At 71.0% G+C, this 25,544-nt stretch carries 20 protein-coding genes and 1 pseudogene; 11 read left to right on the plus strand and 10 right to left on the minus strand.

What is annotated here, in order from left to right; all coding sequences use genetic code 11:
• Positions 1-25: 25 nt before the first annotated feature.
• Entirely contained in the window at positions 26-508 is a 483-nt protein-coding gene (locus ACIREO_RS27015) for a molybdopterin-dependent oxidoreductase (RefSeq protein ID WP_404114706.1), read from the minus strand.
• 224 nt (positions 509-732) lie between these two features.
• Between ACIREO_RS27015 and modA the strand changes: the two genes are divergently transcribed.
• Genes modA through ACIREO_RS27030 form a run of 3 tightly spaced genes read left to right on the plus strand, consistent with a single transcriptional unit; the run spans position 733 to position 3,502 of the window.
• Complete coding sequence (modA, locus tag ACIREO_RS27020) at positions 733-1,560, plus strand: molybdate ABC transporter substrate-binding protein (RefSeq protein WP_404114708.1); 828 nt, start codon at positions 733-735, stop codon at positions 1,558-1,560.
• Positions 1,557-2,408 carry a molybdate ABC transporter permease subunit gene (gene modB, locus ACIREO_RS27025; RefSeq protein ID WP_404114710.1) on the plus strand — a complete coding sequence of 284 codons (852 nt, stop codon included), beginning with the start codon at positions 1,557-1,559 and terminating at the stop codon, positions 2,406-2,408. The genes modA and modB overlap by 4 nt, the downstream gene beginning before the upstream one ends.
• On the plus strand, positions 2,405-3,502 hold the full coding sequence (locus ACIREO_RS27030) for an ABC transporter ATP-binding protein (protein WP_404114712.1): 1,098 nt from the start codon (positions 2,405-2,407) through the stop codon (positions 3,500-3,502). The genes modB and ACIREO_RS27030 overlap by 4 nt, the downstream gene beginning before the upstream one ends.
• Positions 3,503-3,582: 80 nt before the next feature.
• Here ACIREO_RS27030 and ACIREO_RS27035 read toward each other — a convergent pair whose 3' ends face one another.
• Both ACIREO_RS27035 and ACIREO_RS27040 read right to left on the minus strand, forming a co-directional pair.
• Complete coding sequence (locus tag ACIREO_RS27035) at positions 3,583-5,808, minus strand: PQQ-binding-like beta-propeller repeat protein (RefSeq protein WP_404114714.1); 2,226 nt, start codon at positions 5,806-5,808, stop codon at positions 3,583-3,585.
• Between the two features lie 161 nt (positions 5,809-5,969).
• On the minus strand, positions 5,970-6,428 hold the full coding sequence (locus ACIREO_RS27040) for a MarR family winged helix-turn-helix transcriptional regulator (protein ID WP_404115084.1): 459 nt from the start codon (positions 6,426-6,428) through the stop codon (positions 5,970-5,972).
• A 309-nt stretch (positions 6,429-6,737) separates the two neighbouring features.
• Between ACIREO_RS27040 and ACIREO_RS27045 the strand changes: the two genes are divergently transcribed.
• Both ACIREO_RS27045 and ACIREO_RS27050 read left to right on the plus strand, forming a co-directional pair.
• Positions 6,738-7,955, plus strand: a complete 1,218-nt coding sequence (locus tag ACIREO_RS27045; protein ID WP_404114716.1) for a cytochrome P450 — start codon at positions 6,738-6,740, stop codon at positions 7,953-7,955.
• Positions 7,956-8,025: 70 nt separating this feature from the next.
• Complete coding sequence (locus ACIREO_RS27050) at positions 8,026-8,229, plus strand: ferredoxin (RefSeq protein ID WP_404114718.1); 204 nt, start codon at positions 8,026-8,028, stop codon at positions 8,227-8,229.
• Positions 8,230-8,341: 112 nt separating this feature from the next.
• On the opposite strand, the gene ACIREO_RS27055 is transcribed toward ACIREO_RS27050, so the two are convergent.
• On the minus strand, positions 8,342-8,839 hold the full coding sequence (locus ACIREO_RS27055) for a GbsR/MarR family transcriptional regulator (protein ID WP_404114720.1): 498 nt from the start codon (positions 8,837-8,839) through the stop codon (positions 8,342-8,344).
• 130 nt (positions 8,840-8,969) lie between these two features.
• Between ACIREO_RS27055 and ACIREO_RS27060 the strand changes: the two genes are divergently transcribed.
• The 5 genes from ACIREO_RS27060 to ACIREO_RS27080 all read left to right on the plus strand — a co-directional run bounded on the left by ACIREO_RS27060 (position 8,970) and on the right by ACIREO_RS27080 (position 16,280).
• Complete coding sequence (locus tag ACIREO_RS27060) at positions 8,970-10,532, plus strand: GMC family oxidoreductase (protein ID WP_404114722.1); 1,563 nt, start codon at positions 8,970-8,972, stop codon at positions 10,530-10,532.
• An 81-nt stretch (positions 10,533-10,613) separates the two neighbouring features.
• The gene (locus ACIREO_RS27065) at positions 10,614-12,038 is read left to right on the plus strand and encodes an aldehyde dehydrogenase family protein (RefSeq protein WP_404114724.1); all 1,425 of its coding nucleotides are present in this window, start codon (positions 10,614-10,616) and stop codon (positions 12,036-12,038) included.
• A gap of 11 nt (positions 12,039-12,049) precedes the next feature.
• A complete protein-coding gene (locus ACIREO_RS27070; RefSeq protein WP_404114726.1) occupies positions 12,050-13,189 on the plus strand; it encodes a M20 family metallopeptidase in 1,140 nt (379 codons plus the stop codon).
• A 105-nt stretch (positions 13,190-13,294) separates the two neighbouring features.
• Entirely contained in the window at positions 13,295-14,839 is a 1,545-nt protein-coding gene (locus ACIREO_RS27075; RefSeq protein ID WP_404114728.1) for an NAD(P)-binding domain-containing protein, read from the plus strand.
• Positions 14,832-16,280: a class I adenylate-forming enzyme family protein gene (locus ACIREO_RS27080; protein WP_404114730.1), complete on the plus strand. Its 1,449-nt coding sequence runs from the start codon at positions 14,832-14,834 to the stop codon at positions 16,278-16,280. The genes ACIREO_RS27075 and ACIREO_RS27080 overlap by 8 nt, the downstream gene beginning before the upstream one ends.
• Here ACIREO_RS27080 and ACIREO_RS27085 read toward each other — a convergent pair.
• The 4 genes from ACIREO_RS27085 to ACIREO_RS27100 all read right to left on the minus strand — a co-directional run bounded on the left by ACIREO_RS27085 (position 16,277) and on the right by ACIREO_RS27100 (position 21,936).
• Positions 16,277-17,806: an MFS transporter gene (locus ACIREO_RS27085; protein ID WP_404114732.1), complete on the minus strand. Its 1,530-nt coding sequence runs from the start codon at positions 17,804-17,806 to the stop codon at positions 16,277-16,279. The genes ACIREO_RS27080 and ACIREO_RS27085 overlap by 4 nt on opposite strands.
• A gap of 124 nt (positions 17,807-17,930) precedes the next feature.
• Positions 17,931-19,301 carry a cytochrome P450 gene (locus ACIREO_RS27090; RefSeq protein WP_404114734.1) on the minus strand — a complete coding sequence of 457 codons (1,371 nt, stop codon included), beginning with the start codon at positions 19,299-19,301 and terminating at the stop codon, positions 17,931-17,933.
• Positions 19,295-20,365, minus strand: coding sequence for an alpha-hydroxy acid oxidase (locus ACIREO_RS27095; RefSeq protein ID WP_404114736.1), 1,071 nt, complete (start codon positions 20,363-20,365; stop codon positions 19,295-19,297). Before ACIREO_RS27095 ends, ACIREO_RS27090 begins: the two co-directional genes overlap by 7 nt.
• Positions 20,362-21,936, minus strand: coding sequence for an NAD(P)-binding domain-containing protein (locus ACIREO_RS27100; RefSeq protein WP_404114738.1), 1,575 nt, complete (start codon positions 21,934-21,936; stop codon positions 20,362-20,364). Before ACIREO_RS27100 ends, ACIREO_RS27095 begins: the two co-directional genes overlap by 4 nt.
• 62 nt (positions 21,937-21,998) lie before the next feature.
• On the opposite strand from ACIREO_RS27100, the gene ACIREO_RS27105 reads away from it, so the two are divergent.
• Positions 21,999-23,576: an aromatic amino acid ammonia-lyase gene (locus ACIREO_RS27105; RefSeq protein WP_404114739.1), complete on the plus strand. Its 1,578-nt coding sequence runs from the start codon at positions 21,999-22,001 to the stop codon at positions 23,574-23,576.
• 46 nt (positions 23,577-23,622) lie between these two features.
• On the opposite strand, the pseudogene ACIREO_RS27110 reads toward ACIREO_RS27105, so the two are convergent.
• Positions 23,623-24,639 (minus strand): annotated as a pseudogene (locus tag ACIREO_RS27110) (sensor histidine kinase); the annotation flags it as partial.
• Positions 24,640-24,758: 119 nt separating this feature from the next.
• The gene (locus tag ACIREO_RS27115; protein ID WP_404114741.1) at positions 24,759-25,439 is read right to left on the minus strand and encodes a response regulator transcription factor; all 681 of its coding nucleotides are present in this window, start codon (positions 25,437-25,439) and stop codon (positions 24,759-24,761) included.
• Positions 25,440-25,544 lie beyond the last annotated feature (105 nt).

Here is a 25,544-nt window from a genome sequence, read left to right on the forward strand (position 1 = left end):
AGCGCCGTACGGACAGCGCTCGGTGTCACTCCCACGTGTCGTAACCGCCGTCCACGCGTACCGCGCTGATGCCGCTGATGTGCCGGGCGCCGCAACGGTCCTGCGGGAGGACGAGCTGCGGCCCGGCGCGGTCCAGCGAGGCGCCGTCGACGGTGACCGCGAGCAGCACCTGGGCCCGTCCGAAGTCGGGATCGATCTCCGCCCAGGACAACAGCGTGTGGTGGCCGTCCGCGCCGGACACCGCGATCAGGAAGCGCAGGCGGTCCTTGCGACGGGCCGGATCGAAGCGGGGCCCGGCGCCCACGAGCACGTCGTGCAACAGCGGCCCCGTGTATCGGTGGTGCTGGACGCCGCTGGTGGCGCACTCGAAGCTTACGGCCGCCCGGTGCTGCGGCCAGGCGAGCAGGTCGGGCACCGTCAGCCGGGACGGACGGCCCAGATCGCCGGTGAGGACGAGTTCCGGCACCGGGCCTGCGGTCGGACCGGCAGCTGCGAAGGACTGACTCACGGGCTACCACCTCCCGGATGAACGTACCCGGCCACACACCCCGTACAAACGCACATACCAGCCATGGCCATGGCTACTCGGCCTCATGCGAAGCGACAGCAGACTTTCCCCTCGCATCTGCGGCAGTATCATCAGCGCACGCATACCTGCCGGATCGAGGTCCGCCAGGACCACAGGTGATTGAGTCCATCAGGACAAGCAGGACAAGAGGGAGCAGACCCGTGATGACCCGTACCGCACGCCGGACCCACCGGACTCTTCAGGTGGCCGGTGCAGGTGCTGCCGCGCTGCTGGCACTGAGCGCCTGTTCGTCGTCCGGCGACTCCTCGTCGACGGCGTCGGGCTCTTCCGCGTCCGCCTCCTCGTCGGACAAGCTGTCCGGCACGGTGACCGTGTTCGCCGCCGCCTCCCTCAAGGAGAGCTTCACGGCTCTGGGCAAGGAGTTCGAGAAGCAGCACCCCGGCGCGAAGGTCACCTTTAGTTTCGGGGGCAGCGACTCCCTCGCCGCGAGCATCACAGGCGGCGCCCCGGCCGACGTCTTCGCCTCGGCCAGCCCCAAGACGATGAAGATCGTCACCGACGCCGGGGACGCCTCCGGCACACCCGCCACCTTCGTGCGCAACCAGCTGGAGATCGCCACCCTTCCGGGCAATCCCGACAAGATCTCCTCGCTGAAGGACCTCACCGGGTCCGATCTCAAGGTGGTGCTCTGTGACAAGGAGGTGCCCTGCGGCGCCGCCGCCCAGAAGGCCCTCGACGCCAGCAAGCTCGAACTCACCCCCGTCTCCTACGAGCAGGACGTCAAGTCCGCTCTGACCAAGGTCGAGCTGAAGGAGGCCGACGCTGCCGTCGTCTACAAGACCGATGTGCACGCGGCGGGCGACAAGGTGGAGGGGGTGGACTTTCCCGAGTCCGCCGACGCCATCAACGACTACCCGATCGTGGAGCTCAAGGACACGGAGAACGCCGAGGCCGCCAAGTCGTTCATCGCCCTGGTGCAGTCCCCCGAGGGCCAGCAGGTCCTGACCGAGGCCGGGTTCCTCAAGTCGTGACGAGGCTCGACAAGTCCGACGCCGCGACCCGCCCCGGGCCTCGGCGTCGGCGCGTCCGGACCGGTGGGGGCCGGGGCGTGCCCCTGCCGCTCCTGGTGCCCGCGCTGCTCGGCCTGGCATTCCTGATCGTGCCGCTGCTCGCGCTGCTCGTACGGGCCCCGTGGGCCAGCCTGCCCGATCTGCTGACCAGCGCCGAGGTGTGGCAGGCGCTCCAGCTGTCGTTGGTCTGTGCCACGGCCGCCACGGCGGTGAGCCTGGTCATCGGCGTGCCGCTGGCCTGGCTGCTGGCCCGCGTCGAGTTCCCCGGCCGCGGTCTCGTACGGGCCCTCGTCACCCTGCCGCTCGTCCTTCCGCCCGTGGTCGGCGGTGTGGCACTGCTGATGGCACTCGGCCGCAACGGCATCGTCGGGAAGTCACTGGACGACTGGTTCGGGATCACACTGCCGTTCACCACGGCTGGAGTCGTGATCGCGGAGGCATTCGTCGCGATGCCGTTCCTCGTCATCAGCGTCGAGGGCACCCTGCGCGCCGCCGACCCGCGCTTCGAGGAGGCCGCCGCCACACTCGGCGCCTCGCGCTTCACCGCGTTCCGCCGGGTCACGCTGCCGTTGATCGCGCCGGGCATCGCGGCGGGCGCGGTGCTGGCCTGGGCTCGCGCCCTGGGCGAGTTCGGTGCGACGATCACCTTCGCCGGCAACTTCCCGGGCCGAACCCAGACCATGCCGCTGGCCGTGTACCTGGCGCTGCAGAGCGACCCGGAGGCGGCCATCGCCCTCAGCCTGGTCCTGCTCACCGTGTCCATCGCGGTGCTGGCCGGTCTGCGCGACCGTTGGATGACAGCAGGATGACCGAAACCCCCGACACCCGCGACACCGCCCGCACCCCGCGCTCCGACAGGCCCGAAGAGGGCCTCGACGCCCGCCTCGTCGTCGAGCGCGGCACCTTCCGGCTCGACGTGGCACTGGCCGTCCCGCCGGGAGAGGTCGTCGCTCTGCTCGGCCCGAACGGTGCCGGCAAGACCACCGCCCTGCGCGCTCTGGCCGGTCTGACGCCGCTCACCGAGGGCCATCTGCGGCTGGACGGCACGGCGTTGGAGCGTACGCCGCCGGAGTCCCGCCCCGTCGGCGTCGTCTTCCAGGACTATCTGCTCTTCCCCCACCTCTCCGCGCTGGACAACGTGGCCTTCGGACCGCGCTGCCACGGCGCGGCCAAGGCGGCGGCCCGGGCCCAGGCCGCCGAGTGGCTCGTCCGTCTGGGGCTCGCGGACCACGTCGACGCCAAGCCGCGCAAGCTGTCCGGCGGCCAGGCCCAGCGTGTCGCGCTCGCCCGCGCGCTGGCCACCCGCCCGCGCCTGTTGCTCCTGGACGAGCCGCTGGCTGCGCTGGACGCCCGCACCCGCCTGGAGGTCCGATCGCAGCTCCGGCGGCACCTGGCCGAGTTCGAGGCCGTCGCCGTGCTGGTCACGCACGATCCGCTGGACGCCATGGTCCTGGCCGACCGACTGGTCGTGGTCGAGGACGGCCGGGTCGTCCAGGAGGGCGCACCCTCCCACATCGCACGCCATCCCCGTACGGACTACATCGCTCAGCTGGTCGGCCTGAATCTCTACCGGGGCACGGCCGACGGCCACACCGTCCGTCTGGACGCCGGCCCTCCGATCACCACTGCCGAGGTCCTGTCCGGCCCGGCCTTCGTGGCCTTCCCGCCGAACGCGGTCACCCTCTACCGCGACCGGCCCGCCGGCGCCAGCGCCCGCAACCTCTGGCACTGCGAGATCGCGGGCCTGGAGACCCACGGTGACCAGATCCGCGCCGACCTCACCGGAGAACTGCCGCTCGCCGCGGACCTGACCACGCTCGCCGCCGCCGAACTCGACCTGCGCCCGGGCGCGGCGGTCTGGGCGACGGTGAAGGCGACACAGACCCACGCCTACCCCGTCTGAGAACACGCGGCCGCGACACGTTCACGCTCGGCGCGGCATACGTGCGGGAGTGCCGGAACTCTGCTTGCCCGCCGCCGGGGTCAGCCCGACGTCGGCGGCTTCTGCGCGTCGAACGCGAAGAGAGTGTTCTCGTCCGCGGCCACGACCAGCGCACGCCCCGCGACGGTCACGCGCGGGCTTGCGCCCTGCTCGCCCGTCACTCCGTCGACCTGCGGATCCGTGGTCCACAGGGGCTTGCCGTCGTGCGGAGAGAGAGCGACCACCCGACCGGTGGCCGAGCTGAAATACAGCGTGTCGGCTCCCGCCACAGGACCCGACGCGCCCTCCACGCCTGTCTGCCGCGACCACTTCTTCCGGCCGGTCGCGGGGTCGAGCGCCGTGATGAGACCGGCCTGCCCGCTCACGTAGAGGGTGCCGCCCGCCATGCCGGGAGTCCCCTCGTACGTCTTGGCCAGTCGGGAGTACGTGACCTTCCGCGAGGCCGGGTCGACCAGCGCCACCCCGTCGTAACCGGTCGGCTCCGGCCCCTCCCTGTGCTCCTGAAGGAGTACGAGCCTGCCGTCGGTGACGCCCATGGGCACGGCGGGGCCGTCGACCGCGATGGGCCTGCCCAGTGCCCCCGAGGCGCGGTCGACCGCGTACAGGGTGGGGTGGCGCACCTCCGAGGCATCCACCTCCGCGCCATCGGCGCACATCGCGACGAGCCGTGGACCCACCAGGACGGGAGCGCACTGCGTACCCGTGGGGAACGACGTCGTCCAGGTGACCTCACCGCTGTGCGCGTCCCGGGCCTCGAAGCGGGAGCCGGAAGCGTCGACCGTCACAACGGCGGAGCCGACCACGAGGGCGTCCTGAGTCCGGCCCGTGACGGCCGTCGACTGGGCACCGGTCGGTACGGACCACAGCTCCTTGCCGCTGTCCGCGTCGACGGCCACCACCTCGCTGGGAGGGCCCTGCGGGGCGTCCTGGGAGGCGAAGCGGTAACCGAGCACCGTGTCGTCGGTGGCGCCCACCAGGTGCATGCCCTGGACGGGGACGCCCGGGCTCTCCACCGTCCACGCCCGTGAGCCGTCCACGGCCCTGATACGGGTCGCGACAACCCCGCCGCCCCCGCAGAACAGCGCGTCGCCGCGCGCGACACAACGCAGCTCGTCGGGGATGCCCTCGCCACCGCTCTGCACGGTCTTGCGCCACGGCTCGAAGCCGTCCGGAAGTGCGGCGCCCGGCGCTGCGACGCTGTTGCCCTGGTCGCCGCCGGTGTTCCCCCCGAAGCCACCCGCCTCCAGCGCGGCGACTCCCCCGCCGATCGCTGCCACCGCGACCGCGGCCGCGAGCACAGGACGCCATCGGTTGCGCAGACGGCGGCCGATGCGGGTGCTGGTGCTCTCTGTGTCGGGGCCGGCCGGGGCGGTGGCCGGGGCCGGCGTTGCGCGGTGAGGCTGGGTGATCATGTCGCGGGTGCGGCCCGTGCCGGCCGTGTCCGTGGCGGTCCCGCCGAGGTCGGCAGGCAGGTCCCGCAGCAGCACGAGGAGTTCGTCCGCCGAGGGGCGCCCCTCGGGCTCCTTGTCCAGACACGACTCCACGACCGCGCGCAGAGCCGCCGGCACGGCATCCAGCGACGGCTCCTCGTGCACCACTTGGTACGCCGTCATGTACGGGCTGTCCGCGTCGAAGGGCCCGTGGCCCGTTGCCGAGTACACCAGCAGCGTCCCCAGCGAGAAGACATCGGACCGTGGCCCCACACCACGCGGCGCCTGCAACTGCTCCGGTGACATGAAGGGCGGCGTACCGATGACCCGTCCTGTCATCGTCAGCGTCTGCTGGTCCGCGGCGCGCGAGATACCGAAGTCGATGACGCGCGGGCCCTCGGGCGAGAGCACGACGTTCGAGGGCTTCAGATCACGGTGGACGACTCCCACCCGGTGGATGTCGCGCAGCGCCTCCGCCAGCCCGATGGCGAGCCTTCGCAGCTCGGCCCCGTCCAGGGGGCCGTTGGCTGCGATGTGCTGGGCGAGCGTGTGTCCCTCGATATAGGTCGTCGCCATCCACGGCTGTTCGGCCTCAGGGGCGGCGTCGACCACGGCGGCGGTGAACGCGCCGCTCACCCGCCTCGCCGCCGCCACTTCCTGCCGGAACCGGATGCGGAACTCGTCGTCCCCCGCGAACTGCTGGTGGATCAGCTTGATCGCGACAGGCCGCCCCGAACTCGTACGGGCCAGAAAGACCGTGCCCATGCCACCCGAGCCGAGCCGCGCCTCAAGCGGATAACCGCCGATCTCGGCTGGATCGCCCACGCGCAGCGACACTCTCCCCGACCTCCCGTCCCCCGTGCACCTCTGCCACCACGGGCCCGCTTACCTGTCCTGCACCCAAACTAGCCGCAAGGCATCATGGCCTGAAAGTCGCCCCAGGGGCCCTGGTCTCCGTCGGCGGCTTTTCGCCTCGCCACCGAGGGCGAGGAGGAGCGTCAGCGCGGCCAGGGACGCCCCGTGAGCCGTTCGATGTCCTTGTTGAACTGCTGAAGGTCCGCGATGAAACGGCCGAGGCGCTCGGGAGCCCAGTCGGTGACCACTTCGGCGAGCCCGTCGACCACCTTCCCCCGGTCGGCTCTGAGGGCGTCGACGCCCTTCTGGGTGATACGGAATTTCCTGGCCACCCCGCCGTTTGGGTCGAGGGTCCGTTCGACGAGTCCGTCCCTGAGGAGGGCGGCCGTCTGACGGTTGAAGGTCGAGGCGGCGAGCCCGAAGGCATCGACGAGATCGGCAACCGACATGGGCCCCTGTGCCTCGATCCGGCTGAGGAGCACATAGGCGCTTCGCTCCAGGGCCTCGCTGCCGTGCAGCCGGCGGGGAGAGGCCATTTCCTGGTGCCGCGTGAGGATCAGGAGCTCCCGCTCGAGCTGCTCCCCCGCCTGCTGGGAATCCATCTGGGGCATCTCCGGCTCTGTCATTTGCACATCCTCACCCTACGTCACAAATGTGCATGATGCTCATAGAGAGCACAATGCAACTTGTATGCATGATGCTTTTTTTGTGTGTGGTGCAATGCGTGAATGCTTCCGCCTGGGGACGCCGACCGGCCGACGCCGCACGCTCCGCGTGAAACCCACACGCCACTCCGGGTGACAAGGCCCCGGTCGCCGAGCAAAGGGAGACCTGCCCACGCCCCCGGACCAGCACCACCCCGCAGCGACACCCACCGGACGAAAGCCCCACATTTCCGAGGGAGATCATTGATGAGTCAGAACCAAGAGACCGTGCACTACCCGCTCCCCCAACAGGGCCCCCTGGACGCCCCCGCCGACTGGCAGCGGCTGCGCAGCCAGTGCCCCGTGGCCTCGGTCGAACTGCCCAGCGGTGACGGAGCGACGCTGCTCACACGCCACCAGGACGTCAAGGCACTGCTGTCCGACCCGCGCTTCGCCCGCCCTGCCGCAGAGGACGGCGCGGCCCGCCTCGCGCCCGGAGGCGAGGGCGGAGCCCTCGCCTCCGGCAGCTCGGACGCGCTGTCCCTGCCCGCGAAGGGCGAGCCCCACCAGCAATGGCGCCGCCGGGTCAGCAAGTGGTTCACCGCCAAGCGCATGACAGCCCTTCGGCCCGGCATGACGGCAACCGCCGAACGGCTCGTCGACGACATGGTCGCCGTCGGCGCCCCCGCCGACCTCAAGGCACACGTCGGCTTCCTCCTGCCCGTCTACGTCATCTGCGACATGCTCGGGGTACCCGCGGAGGACCATGACCGCTTCTCCCACTGGTCCGACGCACTACTGAGCATCACGCGCTTCACCCAGGAGGAGACCGAGCGGGCCCAGACCGAATTCGTCCAGTACATGTCCGGTCACATCGAGGCCAAGCGCGAGAAGCCGACCGACGACCTCATCAGCACGCTCATCCGGGACTCCGCGGATGGCCAGGGACTCACCGACGCGGAGCTGCTGGCGACCGCCATGGGGCTCCTGGTCGCCGGGCACGAGACCACCGCAAACATGATCGGCAAGATGGTCGCCATGCTCCTGGCGGACCGGGGCCGATGGGAGCAGCTGCTCGCCGACCCCTCCCTGGTGCGCACCGCCGTCGAAGAGGCGCTCCGCTTCGACACCAACCTCGGATTCGGCCTGCGCCGCTATCTCACCGAGGACGCGGAGATCAGCGGCCGGACCCTCCCCGGCGGCACCACGGTGATCTGCAGCATGCCCGCCGCCAACCGTGACGAAGACGTCTTCGACAACGCCGAGGAGATGGACCTGGGCCGCAGCCCCAACCCCCATCTCATCTTCGGCGCCGGACCCCACTCCTGCCTCGGACAGGCACTGGCCCGCACCGAACTCCAGGTCGTGCTGGATGTCCTGCTGCGCAAGCTGCCCACCCTCGAACTGGCCGTGCCCGTGCACGACCTGCAACGAGTGGAAGGGCTCCTCGTCGGCGGTCTGCGCACCGTCCCCGTGCGCTGGTGATCCCCCTCCCCCGCCGCCCGGCGGCCCGCTCGGCCAACTCCACCACCACCCCGCTGAAGGGAGCGTCCGCGTGAACGTCACCGTCGACGAGGACAAGTGTTGCGGCGCGGGCCAGTGCGTCCTGATCGCCCCAGAGGTCTTCGACCAGCGCGACGACGACGGCATCGTCGTCCTGCTGGACGCCGCGCCCCCGCAGGACCAGCACACCGCGGTCCGTGAAGCCGCCGCGGTCTGCCCGGCCGCCGCCATCGACCTCACACCGACGTCGCCGTAACCCCGGAGAGGCCGGCCCGGACACACCGCCGGGCCGGCTGCCGCAGAGCACTGGCCGACCGGCTTCCACCTGCCTCGGATGCGCCCGGAGTCCGTCCTCGGTCGACCGGCGCTTACGGCTGCGTCCCGCGAGGTTCCCGCGCGGCGGTGTACTCCGAGAGCAGGGACTCGAGATGGCTCACCATGAAGCGGTAGTACTCCTGCATCTCGCCGAGCCGGTGCTGCTGCACGGCCGTCATGCCGGCGCCTCGCACCTGCGCCTGTTCGGCGAGCTCGCGCAGCTGTGTGGTCGAAGCGACGATGTGCCGTAGGCACCCGGCCCAGGCGTCGTCCCTCCAGCGGTAGACGAAATGCCGCTGTCCGGCTGCCTTGTAGCGCTCCACGGTGCCGTTGGTGACGAGCAGTCGCGTCATCTCCGAGACCGACCCCTTGCTCGCGTCGAGGGCGTCCTGGAGTTCGGCGAGGGTCATCGGTTCCTCGCTCAGCATCAACAGGCCGGCTGCCCGGCCGGCCATCGGCGGCCAGCCCATAGCCCGGCCGACATGCATGCCGAACTCCTCGACAAGGGCTTCGCGCGCGTCGGCTCCGACGCCCTCGGCCGCCTGGGACACCGAGGCCTCCAAGGATCAGAATAAAATGAACGTTCAGTATTGACTGAACCATATGCTCGAGTGGAGAGTACCGGGCAAGCCTGCACACCTCCGAGGCCACGACCGATCACCCTACGGCGGGAGACGAGATATGACGAGCGGCGACTGGGACGTCATCGTGGTGGGGGCGGGATCCGCGGGTGCGGCATATGCGGTTCGCTCGGCGCAGAAGGGCAGGCGGGTCCTGCTGCTGGAGGCGGGACCCGATTACCGGTCGGCGCAGATGCATGAGGCGTGGCGCTCGCCCAACCCGGTGGTCGCGCTGATGGATCCCACTGCGGCCGATGGGCTGCTCTGGACGGGCCTGATGTCCTCCCGCACCGACAAGCAACAGCAAGCGCCGTACTGGCGCGGCCGGGGGGTCGGTGGCAGCTCGTCGGTCAACGGACAGATCGCGATCCGTCCGCCCATGGCGGACTTCGAGGACTGGGCGGCCCTCGGCTGTCCGGGATGGTCACCGGAGGATGTCCTGCCCTACTTCGCGAAACTGGAGGACGACACGGAGTTCGGGGACGAGCCGCACCACGGCCGTGGTGGGCCGACGCCGATCCACCGGATGCCGCAGGACCAGTGGGGCGCTGTCGACACGGCGCTGGCCCGTTCCGCTCTCGCGGCCGGTTTCGGCTGGGCCCCGGACGTCAACGCGCCTTCGGCGACCGGCGTTTCGCCGTATCCGATCAACTCGCGTGACGGCCGGCGGGTGACGGTCAACGACGCGTACCTGGAGACGGCCCGGGACCTGAGCACACTCACCATCCGCGGGGACGCCCTCGTGGACCGGGTGATCTTCGCCGGGAGTCGGGCGGCGGGCGTCCAGCTGCTCGTCGGCGGACAGGTGGTGACCGAGCGTGCCGACACCGTCGTCCTCAGCGCCGGTGTGATCCACTCCCCGGCGATCCTCATGCGTTCGGGCGTCGGCCCCGCGGCGCACCTGCGCTCCGTGGGCATCGACGTGCGTCAGGACCTTCCGGTGGGGCGCGGCATGCAGGACCACCCGATGGCTCTGGTGTCGATCCCCCTGACGGACGCGGCAGCGATCAGGACGCCGCACGATCGGCACACCAACGTCTGCGTGCGATGGACCAGCGGCGCCGACGCCCCGCAGAACGACCTGATGTTCGTCTCGCTCAACCAGAACGTGCTGGCCATGGCCACCGCCTCGACCGGCACCAGCTCGGGAGCCTTCGGGGTCTGGCTGAACCGGAACCACTCCCGCGGCGCGCTGACGCTCGCCTCGGCCGACCCCTCCGACCAGCCGCTCGTGCGGCAGCGGATGCTGTCCGACGAGAAGGACCTCGCCCGCATGCGCCACGGTGTGCGGGCGCTGGTCGACGTGGCCCGCAGGCCCGAGGTCGCGGAGATCACGGCCGGCTCGCTCGAGCACGACAACGCGGCTCTGTTCTCCGTGCTGGAGAGCGACACCGGACTCGACGACTACCTGCTGGCCACGGTCGTGGACGCACAGCACGGCACCAGCACGTGCCGCATGGGCGCGACCGGCGACCCCGGCACGGTCGTCGACAGCGAGTGCCGCGTCCTCGGCGTCGACGGCCTGCACGTGGTCGACGCCTCGGTCTTCCCGACCGTGCCCCGCGCCAACACCAATCTCGCCGCGATCATGGTCGGTGAGCTCATGGCCGACCGGATCGCCTGACACCGCCCCGTTTGCCGATTCTTGTCAGCGGGCCGTGCCGGTGCCACGCTCCCCGCTCCGTCCACGGAGGAGATCTTCCCTATGAAGACCTTGCGGAACCTTGTCGGCGGCATCTGGGAGGACTCCCTGGATGACGCACTGCTCGATGTCGTCAACCCAGCGACCGAGGACGTCGTCGCCCGCGCTCCCGGTGGCTGCCGGGGCGACATCGACCGCGCGGTGGCCGCAGCGGCGCACGCCCAGCCCGCATGGGCAGCACTGCCTGTGGCCGAGCGCGTCGCGCACATCTCCGCATGGGCCGACACCATCGCCGAACACGCCGATGAACTCGCCGAGCTCGAGTGCCGGGAGATGGGCAAGCCGACCGGGATCGGCCGCACCTTCATCGACGGCGCGGTGGCCGGTCTCAAGGCCGCGGCGGCCCAGGCGCTGTCGTACGGCTTCGAGGAGACGGTCGACCACCCGGACGGCAGCGCGACGAGGATCCTGCGTCACCCGCTGGGAGCCACCGCGGTGATCACCCCCTGGAACTTCCCGGTTCCCATGGTTCTCGGCGCGCTCGGTCCCCTGCTGGCGGCCGGCAACACCGTCGTCGTCAAGCCCTCGGAGCACTCCCCGCTGTCGGCCGTGAGGCTCTTCGAGCTGCTGAATCTGCCGCCGGGGGTGGTGAACCTGGTTCTCGGCGACGTACGTTCCGGAGTTCCTCTGGCCGAGCACGAGCAGATCCAGCTCGTGCACTTCACCGGATCTGTCGAGGCAGGCCGGAAGGTCGGAGCGGGCACCGGCAGGCTGTTGCACCGCGCGGTGCTCGAACTCGGCGGTAAGGACCCCGTCGTCATCGACTCGGGGGTCGACCCCGCCGCGACGGCCGCCGCCGTCGCGTTCGGCGCCTTCGTCAACACCGGGCAGATCTGCACGTCCATGGAACGCGTCTACGTGCATCAGGAGATCGCCGACGAGTTCGTCGACGCCCTGGTGCGGGCGGCGCGGACGTACACCATGGGCGACGGCCACGACGAAGGCGTCATGATGGGCCCGTTGGTCGACGGGCGTCAGCGCGACATCGTCCGGCGGCACGTCGCCGACGCGGTCGAGCGCGGTGCGACGGTCCGCACGGGAGGGGTCGAGCCGGACGGCAAGGGCTTCTTCTACCCGGCCACAGTCCTGACCGGCGTCGACGACTCGATGCTGGTGATGAGCGAGGAGACCTTCGGCCCGCTCGCCCCCGTCGTGGTCGTCTCCTCCTTCGAGGAGGGCCTCGATCGTGCCTCCCGGTCCCGCTTCGGCCTCGCCGCGACGGTCTACACCGACGACCCCGGCCACATCGCCGCGGCCGCCCGGCTCCCCGCAGGCGTCGTCTGGATCAACCAGTGGCAGGGCGGTGGTCCCGAACGCCTCTACGAACCCGCCGGCGACAGCGGCATGGGGGCCACCGGCGCGACCGCGGCCTATGACGCCGCCACCCGCCCGGCCACCGTCCACATCGCCGCGCGGCCGGCGCCGTGAGGAGCACACCGTTGAATCCCAAGAGCGTCATCGAGCGGCGGATCCGGGCGGCGGAACGCGGCCTGGTGGGTCTGTCCCACCGGATCCATGCCCACCCGGAACTGGCCTTCCAGGAGATCCGGGCCAGTGACTGGGTCGCCCAGCACCTGAGCGAAGCCGGATTCGAGGTCGAACACGGCTGCTACGGCCTGCCCACCGCGGTCCGTGCCACCGTGGGCTCCGGCCCGCTGCACATCGCGGTCTGCGCGGAGTACGACGCGCTGCCGCAGATCGGCCACGCCTGCGGACACAACGTGATCGCCGCCGCGGCGGTGGGCGCCGGTATCGGGCTGGCAGGCCTCGCGGACGACCTCGGAATCACGCTCACCGTGCTCGGGACACCGGCCGAGGAAGGCGGCGGCGGCAAGGTCCTGATGCTCGAACGCGGAGCCTTCGACGGACTCGACGCCGCCATGATGGTGCATCCCGCGGCCGTCGAGATGGATGCCATGCCCGGCTCGGCGGTCTCCATGTTCGACGTGTCCTACCGCGGCACGCCCGCGCATGCGGGTGCCTATCCCGAACGCGGCCTCAACGCCGCCGACGCCATGACGGTCGCCCAGGTGGCCATCGGGCTGCTGCGCCAGCAGACCACGAGCGGGGACCGTATCCAGGGCATCGTCACTGAGGCCGGCAGCGCGGCGAACATCATCCCGGAGGCCAGCCGAGGACAGTGGGTGGTCCGCTCGGACACACTGTCGGCGCTCGCACCGCTCACGGCACGCGTACAGCGCTGCTTCGAAGCCGGGGCACTCGCGACCGGATGTGAACTGTCGATCGCCCCGGCCGGCCCCGACTACGCCGACCTGCGGCCCGACCCCCGGCTGCTGGCGCTGTACCGGGCCAACGCAGAGGCCCTCGGCCGGACCTTCGCGGACCTGTCCGGCGGCGCGGCCGTCGGAGCCGCCACGGACATGGGCAACGTCTCCCACGTCGTGCCCACCATCCATCCCATGCTCGGGCTGGACTGCGCGCCAGCGGTCAACCACCAGCCCGAATTCACCGCCGCGTGCATCACACCGGCCGCCGACCGTGCCGTCCTCGACGGCGCCGTCGCGATGGCCTGGACCGCCGCCGACCTCGCCGCGTCCTCCCGGCCGACCCGATCGTGACGTGCGGCCTCCGTGGTCGCGCCGGGGCGCCCGCTCCCCGGCGACGGGGATCCAGCCGGCCCAATCTCAGAGCCTTCTGATTTCACGTCACTAACGTCCCGGCCCATGGTGCGCGACTTCCTCATCATCGGGGCCGGACCGGCCGGACTTCAACTTGCCTCTCTGCTGGAGCGTGACGGGTGCGACTATGCCGTTCTTGAACGCGGGAGTGGGCCGGGGACTTTCTTCACCCGGTATCCCCGTCATCGGCAGATGATTTCGAACAACAAGGTGAACACGGGTTTCACGGACCCGGAACTCAACCTGCGCATGGACTGGAACTCGCTGCTCAGCGACGACCCGGATCTGCTCTTCACCCGGTACAGCGAGCGCTACTTCCCGCACGCGGACGACTGGGTGCGCTATCTGACCGACTTCGCGGACCGGACCCGCATCCGCGTCGAGTACGGGACCGAGGCCGTACGGATATCCCGCGCGGACGGTGTCTTCACCGTCCTCGACCGCGGCGGCCGTACCTGGCGGGCCCGGCGCCTCGTCGTGGCGACCGGCCTGTCCCGGTTCAACGAGCCACCCGTCCCGGGCATCGAACTCGCCGAGCGGTACGACACCTTCGACCCCGACCCGGCCTCCTTCACCAATCAGCGGGTGCTGATCATCGGCAAGGGGAACTCAGCGTTCGAAACCGCCGACTCCCTCATCGAGAAGGCCGCGGTGATCCACGTCGCCGGCCCGCACTCGGTCAAACTCGCCTGGAAGACCCACTACGTCGGGCATCTGCGCGCGGTCAACAACAACTTCCTGGACACCTACCAGCTCAAGTCGCAGAACTCGGTTCTCGACGGCATCGTGGAAAGCATCGAGAAGTCCGGGGACGGCGGCTTCCGGGTGATGCTCCGCTACACCCGGACCACGGAGCCGCTCCGCGAGCTGCACTACGACCGGATCATCGCGTGCACCGGCTTCCGCTTCGACGCGTCCGTCTTCGACGAGACCTGCCGCCCAGCGCTCGTCATCAACGACCGGTTCCCCGAGCAGACCTCCGCCTTCGAGTCGGTGAACGTACCGGACCTCTACTTCGCCGGCACCGTGACGCAGCAGCGGGACTTCAAGAAGTCCACCAGCGGCTTCATCCACGGATTCCGCTACGGGACGCGCGCCCTGCACCGCATCCTCGGCGCCCGGCATCTGGACACGCCCTGGCCGGCCCGGACGCTCACCGTGTCGCCGGAGGCGATCGCGGACGCTGTCATCACCCGCGTCAACCGCTCGTCGGGCCTCTGGCAGCAGTTCGGGTTCCTCGGCGACGTGGTGGGCGTGGAGGACGGCCGGGCCGCGTACCAGGAGGAGGTCCCGCTCGACTACATCACCGACGGTGGTCTCGGGCCCGCCGCGCACCGGTTCGTCATCGACCTGGAGTACGGACCCGATCACGACCTGACCGATCCGTTCGACGTGGGCGTCCCGCGCGTCGTCGAGAACGACGTCGACCATGCCATGGACTCCATATATCTCCATCCCGTGGTCCGCCACTACCGGGACGGCGTGCTCACCGGTACCCATCACCTGGCGGAGAACCTCGAGAACGAGTGGAACCTCGCGGCGATCCACCGGCAGCCGCTCACCGCTTTCGTGAAGGAGTGCCTTGACTGAGCAGTTCCCCGGCGCCGTACTCGACATCCTCGACGCGGCGGGCGACCGCCCGGTGTTCGAGCACGCCGGCCGGTACGTGTCGGGAGCGGAGCTCCTTCGCATGGTGCGGTGCGCGACGAACGGGCTGCGGCTGCACGGCGTCGCACCCGGCGACGGCCTCGCCCTGCTGCTGAAGGTCAGCCCCGAGGCGTTTGCCGCGATCATCGCCGCCCATGTCGTCGGAGCCCGGGTCGTCGGCGTCCCGCCGGGGCTGACGGAGCGTCAGCAGGGCCATCTCGTGCGGGACATCGGCGTATGGATCACGGACGGCCCCGACGGCCCGGCCACGCGTGGGAGCCGGCTCGTCCTGGCGGTCGACGAGCTGCTGTCCACGGCGGACGACGGCAGCCGGCCGCGGGTCTCCGCACGGCCCGGGGACGTCGCCCGGCTCCTGCACACCAGCGGCAGCACCGGCGTCCCCAAGGCGTGCGCCCAGACCTATGCGGCGCTGACCGCGGGCTGGGCGCTCCGGCCGGACCGCCGGCCGCCCGCCATCCGTGAGCTCGCCCGGCGTCTGGACCGGTTCCTGGTGTTCGGCACCCTGGCCAGCCAGGTGATGATGGAGTACGGGCTGCTGGCACTGTCTGCCGGGGGCACCCTCGTCACCGCCGACCCGCCGGCTTTTCCCGATGCCCTCGTACGGCACCGGGCGACCGCGAGTGTCATCACGGTGGCCCGGCTGACGAAACTCGTGGCGAGCCAGCGTGAGTCGCCCGTGGACCTCGGCGGTCTGCGCGCACTGATGGTGTCCGGGTCACCGCTGGAGCCAGGACGGCTGCGCGAGGCCGCCGAGGTGCTCGGCCCGGTCGTCTTCCACGGCTACGGACAGACGGAGACAGGCATGATCTCCATGGCCGTGCCGGAGGAACAGCCCGGCTCCCTCGGGGTGCCGCCCGTCGACCTGGAGATCCGGGACGGCTCCGGCCGCCCGGTCCCGCACGGCACCGACGGCGAGGTCTTCGTCCGGACCCCGTCGCAGAGTTCCGGCTACTGGCAGGAACCCGCCCTCACCGCAGAGGTGTTCAGCGACGGCTGGGTGCGCACCCGCGACCTCGGCCGGCTCGACGCCTCGGGCCGGCTGTGGCTCACCGGGCGGACCCGCGACGTGGTCATCGTCAACGCCCAGGTGTACTACTCCGGACCTGTCGAGCGGCTGCTCGCCCGTCATGCCGCGGTGGCCGAGGCGTACGTCGTCGCTGTCCCCGACGACCGTACGGGCGAGGCCGTCCACGCGTTCGTCGTACCCACGGCAGGCCACACCCCGGGCCTCGGTGAACTCCGCGCTCTGGTGACGGCGGACCTGGGTGAGGCGTGCGCTCCGACCCGCCTCACCCTCATCGGAGAGGTTCCGCTCACGCCTGCGGGGAAGCCGGACAGACGGCGTCTCGCAGCCGGGATCTAGCCGGCCGTACCTCCCTTCTCCGGCAGGGGCGTTGTCGTCGTGGTCCTGTCGGCGGGGACGGCTTCGCTGCGCACCAGATCGTCGAGTTCGGCATCCAGTTGCATGGCGTCCTCGTCCTGGGCAGCGGCCGGCCGGCTGCTCCCGCGGGCGGCGACAGCGATTCCCGCCACGGCCATGGGCACCGCGACGAACACCGCGGCGGTGCGCATGCCTCCCGGAGCGGAGAGGATCATGGCGATGAGAGGTGGCCCGAAGGCTCCGCCGGATTTGCCGACGGCCGCGGCCCAGCCGCCGGCGGTCCCCCGGATGGCCATGGGGTAGATCTCGGCCGTGTAGGGGCCGATGAGGGCGATGACACCGGCGGTTCCGGCGAACAGCAGCATCACGGCGGTCAGGAGGACGGGCCGGCTGCCGTCCATCCCGACGACGGCCAGAGCGAGCAGCGCCGCGACGGTGAGGGCCGCGTAGACGACCATGGTGCCCCTCGCCGACCAGCGCATGTAGAGCCAGGCGGCCACCACGCAGGTGGGGATGGACAGCAGCGACGAGACGAACAGCAGCGTGGCCGCGGACATGCCGTGCCGGCCCGAGGACTCCAGCTGGCTGGGCAGGAACGTGATGAAACCCCAGTAGACGAGACCCCATGCGAGTGCGTAGCCGCTGACGACCAGCGTCTTGGCCGTCTGAGGGCGTTTGAACAGGGTGGAGGCGGGGACGTGCCCGGGCTGCGCCTGCCGGGCGGTGAAGGCGGCTGATTCCGGAATCCAACGGTTCAGCGCGACCAGGATCAGGACGAGCGGCAGTTGGGCGAACCAGAGAACGCGCCACCCGGCCAGCGGGACGAGCACAGCGGCCAGTCCGGCGGCCGCCATGTAGCCGCCGGTGGTGGTGAGTCCGGCCTGCAGCACCATGATGGCGGCGCGTCGGCCGGGTGGAAGGCTCTCGGTCATCAGGGCGTAGACGACCGGCAGCATGCCTCCGGCGGCCATCCCCATCAACGAGCACATGACCAGGATGCCGCCGAAGGTCGGCATGGCGCCGCACACCGTCGTACCGAGAAAGAGCAGGGACGCGATGAGGATCGTGGCCCTGCGCCCGATACGGTCCGCGGCGCGGCCCCACACGAGTGATCCCACTACCGTGCCGCTCAGTGCCACTGTGGGCAGCCATGACACCTCGGCGGCGCTGAGGTGGAACTCGGCACGCATGCCGGGCTGGATGAACGCCAGAGTGGCGGGTTTCATCTGGTCCACCATCAGCGCGAAGCTCAGAACGGCGATGAGGCGCCGCCGGCTCGCCGGGGTGGTCCTGGCCGGATCGGGGCCGGCCGCAGGACCGACTCCGGGACGCCGCACGACCGCGAACCCGGAGATCACCACGCCCACGAGGATGGAGGCCATGGCGCCCCACATCACCCACGACGTGCCCATCATGGCCATGTGGAATCCCATGGACGCGGAATCGATGAACATCCACAGGTGCTGGGCGACGCCGGCACAGGTGAGGGCGACACCGGTCCAGAACATCAGGGGCCGGGGTATCAGCGATGCTGATTGCTCGGGCAAGGTCAGTCCCCCACCACGTGAAGGACCGGACGCGGCTCGTGGGAGATGAGGCCCACCGCGGTCCCGGGGCCGGGCTCCGTGCGTGTCATCCGTTCCATCCTTCCGGGTGGCGGACCGGACAGCCCCCGGCCCGCCCCTCCTCGAAGTAGCGTGCTGCCGGACGCTGCTGACGGGCATGCAGCACCATGACCGTGCCGAGCACCAGCTGACGCACGCCCCGGGTCACGTCCTCCACCCCGTCCCGCAGCCGGACGAACGCCCGCAACGCGTGGAGGCGACGGGGCTGAGGGGACAGGCCGCGTGGAATCAGCAGACAGGGAGCCCGGTGCGGAATGGAGCGGGTCTGCGATGCCGTCGAGTCCAGCCGGTACCGGTGCAGCACCTCGCGGACCGCGGCGCGCAGCACGAGCGGCGACAGCCGCCAGGCCGGGCAGGGGCGGTTCGCCGCCATGCCGTACGGGATGTGGTGGACGTCCTTGGTGGCCAGGTCGGTCCAGCGGTCAGGGTCGAACTCGTCGGGCCGTTCGTATCCGGTGGCGTGGTAGTCGGGGTAGTTGAAGCACACCACCGATCCGGCCGGCAGCACGGTCACGTCGTCGAGCGGAATCTCGCCCGTGGTGATGCGGTGGGCGATGCCGAACAGCGGGTACAGCCGCATCGTCTCGTCGAGCACCTGCGTCAGGTACCGGTCGTCCTCCGGATCCGCCACCAGGCGGTGCTGCACCTCGGGGTGGCGGGCGAGAGCGAGCAGGACGTGTGCGGTCGCCTCGGACAGCTGGACGACCGCCGTGTTGAAGAAGGTCCCCTGCAGGTAGTGCACCTGTTCCTGCAGGGACAGGGAGGCGGGCAGCGGGTGCGCCACGTCGCCGGCCGCGACACGGTCGCGCAGATAGGTGGTCAGCCGGGCGCGGCGCCGCGGATGGCGCAGACCGGTGCACTTCAGAGCGGTGATCACGTCATCGGCGTGCGCGGTGATCAGATCCCGGGCATGCGGGGGGCACGGCTCCTGGAAGACCAGCTCGTAGCAGAACGCGGCCCACGCGGGCATCACCAGATCCCGCAGCCGTACGAGGCTCACGCGGTTGTCCGGCACCGCGTCCAGCGCACCGGCCACGGCACGGCCGGCCGCCGCCGTGAGTCCGGCCGAGCTGCCGGCGACGATACGCCGCGTCGTCGCGGCCACGTCCTCGTAGCGTTCGCCGGGCTCCAGGTGCTCCTGGTGCACCTCCGGCCCCGGCGCCAGCCAGTACCAGAACAGATCCGACAGGCCCGCCCCCTCGCTCCGTCCGTCAGCGGCCGGGTGAGCGTAGACCCGCTCGAAGACCTCCGGCCCGTGCGCCGTGCCGGGCAGGGTCACCACACGGTCGCCGTTCACCTTCTCGAAGATGCGCACCCGCAGCGCCACCACGGCGCGGGGCACCCACCACGTGTCCGTTCCCGTCCGGCTCCTCACCACGTCCCACCCTTCCGGACGGCCGAACCGGCCGTCAGATCGGTGTTCCGGCGCCCGCCGCACAGGGCGAGGGTGTGGTCGTACTCGTCGCGCAGCGTCGCCAGGACCCGCCGGACACCCGCCTCCCCCTCGGCCGCCAGGCCCCACATGACGGGGCGTCCCACGCCGACGGCCGTCGCGCCCAGCGCGATCGCCACGGCCACGTCGCTGCCCCGGCGTACCCCGCCGTCGAGCAGGACCGGCACCCGGCCCGCGACCACGCGGGCGATCGCGGGCAGGCAGTCCACCGTCGCCGGCACCGCGTCGCACTGGCGGCCACCGTGGTTGGAGACGATCACACCGGCGGCGCCGTGCTCGACGGCGAGCCGTGCGTCGTCCGGATGCAGTACGCCTTTGACCAGCACGGGAAGTGACGTGCTGCGCACGGTCTCGGCGAAGTCGGGCCAGTGGACCGCCGGGGACATGGGGATGTCGGTGAGCGCGCCAGGTCCGGCGCCGGGCAGGTCGCGCATGTTCTCCGCGGCGTGGCCGGGCGGAAGGTCGGTGAACCCGTTGCGCAGGTCCCTGGTGTGCCGGCCGAACACCGGCGAGTCGACGGTGACCACCAGCGCCGTACAGCCCGCTTCCTCGGCACGCCGTACGAGCGCCTCGGTGACCTCCCGGCGCGGATGCAGATACAGCTGGAACCACACGGCCGGGTCCGCGGCCGCCTCGCGCGCCGCGGCGACGACCTCGGAGACCGCGGTGGTCGCCGCCGTCCCCGTCACCATGACCGCGCCCTCGGCGGCGGCGGCACGGGCCGTGGCCCGTTCGCCGTCCGGATGGACCAGCCGGTGGAAGGCGGTCGGTGCGACGACCACCGGCGCCGCCCGACGGCCGCCCGGCAGATCCACGGCGGTGTCCCGCTCCTCGCTGCCGCACAGCACCCTGGGCAGCAGCAGGTACCGGTCGAACGCCTGCTCGTTCTCGGCGAGGACGCGTTCCTCTCCCGCGCCGCCCGCCACATAGTCGTAGGGAACCGGATCCAGCATCTTCCGTGCCGTCTCGTGCAGTTCGCGGAGTGTCACGACGCCACCGGGGCGGCCGGGCTCCGGTGAGCGGTGAGGAAGGTACGCAGCGGGGCGCGGTGGACCTCCTCGTCGTCCCACTCGTTCTCCAAATTCTCGGTGATGTGGTGCTCGGCCACGAACGCGCCGTCCCGGTACCAGCGGACGACCGGATGCAGATAGCGGCCGTCCAGGCCCGCCACGTCCTGCTGGGACTTGCGGCCGTTGGAGACGTCGAAGGGGTCCACCGAGTCGTGGCCCGCCCCGTACTCCAGGGTGATCACCGCGTACGCGTCGGCCTCGCCGAAGTCCCCGGCGCGCACCGCGTCCGGCACGTGGTCGACGGGAACCTCCTCGGCGTAGCTCAGCGTGCCGTCCGGGGCCAGCAGCAGCAGGTCACCGAGGACGGCGAACTGCTGCCACAGCGCGGAGGACCGGTTGACGCGTGTGATCACCGCGTCGACGGCCCGCTCCGTGGCGTCGCCGAGTTCCGTCACCGGCCAGGGCACGCCGTCATGGCGCTGCCGCAGCCCACGGTGCAGTGCCCGCACCGCGTAGCGGAAGCCGTGGATGAAGCCGGTCGTGGACTTCCTGAAGTCACGGCCCTGCATCAGTGTTCCCGCGAAGTACAGGCCGGGCACGTTGACGGACTCGCCGATCGGCGTCAGCGCCGGGAAACGGCCGTCGACGATCAGGTCCGGCGTGCACGTGTCGTCGAAGACCGAGGAGTCGAACCGGAATCCGGTCGCGACGATCACCCGGTCGTAGCGAAGGTCCTTGACCACCTCGTCGGCCCGCTCGAAGGCGACCGGGACACGGAAGCCGTCCGCGTCCCGGTGGATGGCGAGCACACGGCCGTCGAGGAGGGCGTTCTGCGACTTCAGCTGGTAGCTGTCCAGGAAGTTGTTGTAGACCGCGCGCAGATGTCCCACGTAATGCGTGCGCCAGGCCATTTTCAGCGAGCCCGAACCGACGACGTGGATGACCGCCGCGGTCTCCATCAGGTTCTCGGCCGTCTCGAAAGCGGAGTTGCCCCGCCCGATGATGAGCACCCGCTGGTCGGTGTAGGATTCCGGATCGGTGTCGATCGTGTCGTAACGTTCGGCCAGTTCGACGCCCGGGACCGACGGCAGGTTCGGCAGCGGCATCCCGGTGGCGGTCACCACACGCCGGGCCCGCCATTCCTTGCCGGTGTGGTCGGTGACGACGAACCCCTCGTCATCGCGGGAGACCCTCTCGACCGCGGTGTCGTACCGCACCCGCGCCCCGGTCCCGGAGGCGAAGTCCGACAGGTAGCGCACCAGGTCGTCGGCCGGCGGGAAGTAGCGAGGACTGTACCGGGTGAACAGCAGCTCCGGATCGTCGCTCAGCAGGGAGTTCCAGTCCATCCGCAGCCGCAGCTCCGGATCGTCGTACCCGGTGTGAACCTTGTTGTTCGAGATCAGATAGCGATGCCGGGGGAACCGCGTGAAGAACGTGCCCGGACCACTGCCGCGCTCCAGAACGACGTAGTCCGCGCCGTCCCGCTCCAGGAAAGCGGCGAGCTGAAGTCCGGCAGGCCCCGCTCCGATGATCAGATAGTCATGGGTCATGCTCCGGAAGCTATCCACCGGATTTCAGAGCGCTCTGAGATTCCCCGCCTACGTTTCCGGACGTGCTCACCACCACGGACAGCGTCTCACTCACCGGCCCTCTGGACTCCGCCGCTCTGCTCCGCGCGGCGGCACCGCTCACCGTCACCGTGGACGACGCGGCCCGGTCGCGCCTGGACCGCGGCCGCCGCTTCTTCCACGACCTGCGGCACGGCGACAGCGGCGAGGCCCCCGCGATCTACGGCGCCACCACCGGCTTCGGCGCGCTCGTGGGTTACGCGGGCCGCCCCGACGAGGCCGACCAGTGCGACAACACCCTGGCGCACCTCGGCGCGGGCCAGGGGCCGGACCTGCCCCAGGAGATCTGCCGCGCCGCCATCCTGCTGCGTACCTGGTCCCTCGCCCAGGGGCTCTCAGGCGTGTCCGCCGAGGTGGTCGACCGGCTCGCCGCGATGTTCGCCACGACCTTCGTGCCAGCCGTCCCCCGCTACGGATCCGTCGGGGCGAGCGGAGACCTGATTCCACTCGCCTACGCCGCACAGGCGCTGCGCGGCCGGGGACACGCCTATGTGGACGGCCGCCGCATGCCCGCCGCCGCGGCTCTGACCGCCGCCGGGCTGCGCCCGCTCGCCCTGGACGGCCGTGACGCCCTCGCTCTCGTCAACGGCACCTCCGTCACCACGGCAGCAACGGCACTGGCCCACGACGCCGTCCGGGCGGCTCACCGCTCGCTCATGGACCTCACCTGCCTGCTGGCCGACCTCCTCGGCTGCGACCCCGGCTTCCTCGACGAGGACCTGTTGCGCGCCTACGGACACAGCGGCGCGATCGACGTCGGCGCGCACATGCGGCGCACGCTCACCGGCACCAGCCCCTCCGGAACCCGGCCGCTGCAGGAGCCGTACAGCATTCGCTGCTCCCCGCAGCTGCTCGGCGCGGCCGAGGACGCGCTGCGTTACGTCGACGGTGTGGTCGCCGCAGATCTCGGCGGCGTCAGCGACAACCCGCTGTTCTTCCACGACGACGCGGAGAAGGGGATGGCCGGGAAGGGCAAGGTGGTGCACGGTGGGAACTTCTTCGGGCAGCCCGCCGCGTTCGCGGCCGACCTGCTCGCCTCCGTGACCGCCCAGTTGGGCAACCTGGCCGAACGCCAGCTCGACCTGCTGATGGACCCGGCACGCAACGGTGGCCTGCCGCCGATGCTCGCCACCGTGCCGGGCGCCCAGCACGGCCTGCAGGGCGTGCAGCTGGCCACCACCGCGTTCGTGGCGGAGATCCGCCGGGCCGCGACACCTGCTGGTATGCAGAGCCTGCCCACGAACCTGCACAACCAGGACGTCGTACCGTTCGGGACCCAGGCGGCCCTGCGCTCCTACGACATGGCGGAACTGCTCGGTCTGCTGTGCGGCTCGCTCGCCCTCGGTCTGCGCCAGACCGTCCATGTCGGCGCCCGGCGTCCCACCGCCCCCGGGTGCGCCGAGCTCCTCGACGCCCTCATCGACCTGATCCCGCCCGTTGATCCGGACCGTCCGCTGGACGCGGATGTACGCGCCGCTGCACACCTGCTCGCCACCCGCGACCTGCCCCTACCGGACGTGCCGGGCCGGGGGCGGGCCGGGGACCGCACTCCGGGAACGTGATGGTGAACCGGGCACCTCTCCCCGGCCGGCCGGCTGCGGCGACCGTGCCGCCGTGGTGCGTGACAACCTCCCTCAGCAACGCGAGACCCAGCCCGTACCGGCCGCCTTCCCCGACGCGGTGGAAGCGCTGGAACAGCCGTTCCGCCCCGGCGATGTCGAAGCCGGGCCCGGTGTCCGAGACCGCCAGCTCGACCGTGCCGCCGGAGCGGGTCAGTATCACCTCGATCCGCCCGCCCGCCGGGGTGTGGCTGATCGCGTTGGACAGCAGTTCACCGACGGCGCGGCGCAGCGCGGACTCGACACCGTCGACGGACAGCGGATGCGGCGGGCTTTCCACGACGACGGTGAGGCGTCCCTCGCGTGCCCGGTCGGACTCCTCGGCGACCACTGCCCTGGCCAGCGCCACGAGATCGACCGGGCGGTGCTCCGACCGGCGTGCCGGGTCCGTCGCGAGGCTGGCCGACAGCAGCAGGTCGTCCAGCACATCGCCGAGCCGGCCGACCGATCCGACCAGCCGGGTCAGCCCTTCACGATGCGGGCCGGGCAGCTCCTCGGCGGCCGCCTGCCGCACCAGCACCTGGGCCCGCGTGTACACCAGGGTGAGCGGGGTGCGCAGCTCGTGGCTGGCGTCGGTGACGAACCGCCGCTGCCGGGCGAGCGCCATGGCCAGCGGCGCCACGGCCCTGCGCCCGAGGACCACCCCCGTGACGGCCGCGGCGAGCAGCCCCACCAGCTCGGCGACGCCCAGCGCGGTCCACAGGTGGTCCCGGTCGGCCAGCTGGAAGCGCAGGTCGAACACCGCCTGCACGGGCTTCCCGTCCAGCCGGAGCTGCGTACGGACCAGATACTCCGTGTGGTCGCGCCGTACGGTGCGCTCCACGGGCTCGTGGGTCCGTAGCACCTGGGCCACGTCGGCCCGCACCGGGAAACCGGAGGGGGCGTTCGCCAGTGGAGTCGCGCCGGGCGCGTACAGCCAGGTGCACACGGGCGGGCTCGACAGGTCGCCGTATGCCGCGCCGTAGTGCAGCTCCCGCCGCACCTGTTCGTTCTGCGCTTCCACCATCAGCCCGTACGAGACACCGCCGACGACCGTGATCAGCAGCGTGATGGTCACGCCTGTGATCACGGCGATCCGCAGCCGTGCCCTGCGCACCGCCGCCCACTCCGCGTCCGCCGAGGACTTCACAACGCCCCCAGCCGGTAACCGACTCCGCGGACCGTGCGTACGACCCGCCGGCCCAGCTTGCGGCGCAGGTAGTAGACGTAGGTGTCGACGAGGGACGAGGCGGACGCCTCCTGGAACACCGTCCGGCGCAGTTGCTCCCGCGAGTACACGGTGTCCGGGTGCGAGGCGAGCACCCACAGCAGCTCGAACTCCCGGGCCGCGAGGGTGATCCGCTCCCCGCCGGCCAGCCCGACCTCCCGGTGACCGACGTGCAGATGGCCCGCACCGATCCTCAGCACATCGGTACCGTCCAATGCACGACGGCGCAACGCCCGTAACCGTGCGCTGAGTTCGTCGAGGGAGAACGGCTTCACCAGGTAGTCGTCGGCGCCTGCGTCCAGCCCGTCGACCCGGTCGTGCACGGTGCCCATCGCGGTGAGCAGCAGCACCGGTGTGCGGACCGCGCTCGACCGCAGCCGGCCCAGCAGGTCGATGCCGTCCAGCACCGGCAGGCGCCGGTCCAGGACGAGCACGTCGTACTGCCGGGTGAGGCCGAAATGCAGTCCCCGGTGGCCGTCGGCCGCCACGTCGACCGCGTACCCCTCTTCCCACAGCACTTCGGAGAGCATGGCCGCCAGCTCCCGGTCGTCCTCGACGAGCAACAGCCGCCACGGATCCCGCGTACGCTTCTGCTTCACCGTCTCAGTCTCCTCACCCCTCCCCGCAACACCAGTCAACGCCGTTGCACGCCAAGGGGTTCCCGGCCGGGAGGCGCGCGTGAACTGCCGTCAGAGTTGTCGGCG

Source organism: Streptomyces sp. NPDC102441, from assembly GCF_044765585.1.
In the GTDB taxonomy this organism is placed as follows: Bacteria; Actinomycetota; Actinomycetes; order Streptomycetales; family Streptomycetaceae; genus Streptomyces.

Bases quoted from the DNA above. Each gene is read 5' to 3' on its own strand.
- modA (WP_404114708.1), top strand. From the start codon at position 733: ATGACCCGTACCGCACGCCGGACCCACCGGACTCTTCAGGTGGCCGGT.
- ACIREO_RS27030 (WP_404114712.1), top strand. From the start codon at position 2,405: ATGACCGAAACCCCCGACACCCGCGACACCGCCCGCACCCCGCGCTCC.
- ACIREO_RS27040 (WP_404115084.1), bottom strand. From the start codon at position 6,428: ATGGATTCCCAGCAGGCGGGGGAGCAGCTCGAGCGGGAGCTCCTGATC.
- ACIREO_RS27045 (WP_404114716.1), top strand. From the start codon at position 6,738: ATGAGTCAGAACCAAGAGACCGTGCACTACCCGCTCCCCCAACAGGGC.
- ACIREO_RS27060 (WP_404114722.1), top strand. From the start codon at position 8,970: ATGACGAGCGGCGACTGGGACGTCATCGTGGTGGGGGCGGGATCCGCG.
- ACIREO_RS27065 (WP_404114724.1), top strand. From the start codon at position 10,614: ATGAAGACCTTGCGGAACCTTGTCGGCGGCATCTGGGAGGACTCCCTG.
- ACIREO_RS27075 (WP_404114728.1), top strand. From the start codon at position 13,295: ATGGTGCGCGACTTCCTCATCATCGGGGCCGGACCGGCCGGACTTCAA.
- ACIREO_RS27085 (WP_404114732.1), bottom strand. From the start codon at position 17,806: ATGTTCTGGACCGGTGTCGCCCTCACCTGTGCCGGCGTCGCCCAGCAC.
- ACIREO_RS27100 (WP_404114738.1), bottom strand. From the start codon at position 21,936: ATGACCCATGACTATCTGATCATCGGAGCGGGGCCTGCCGGACTTCAG.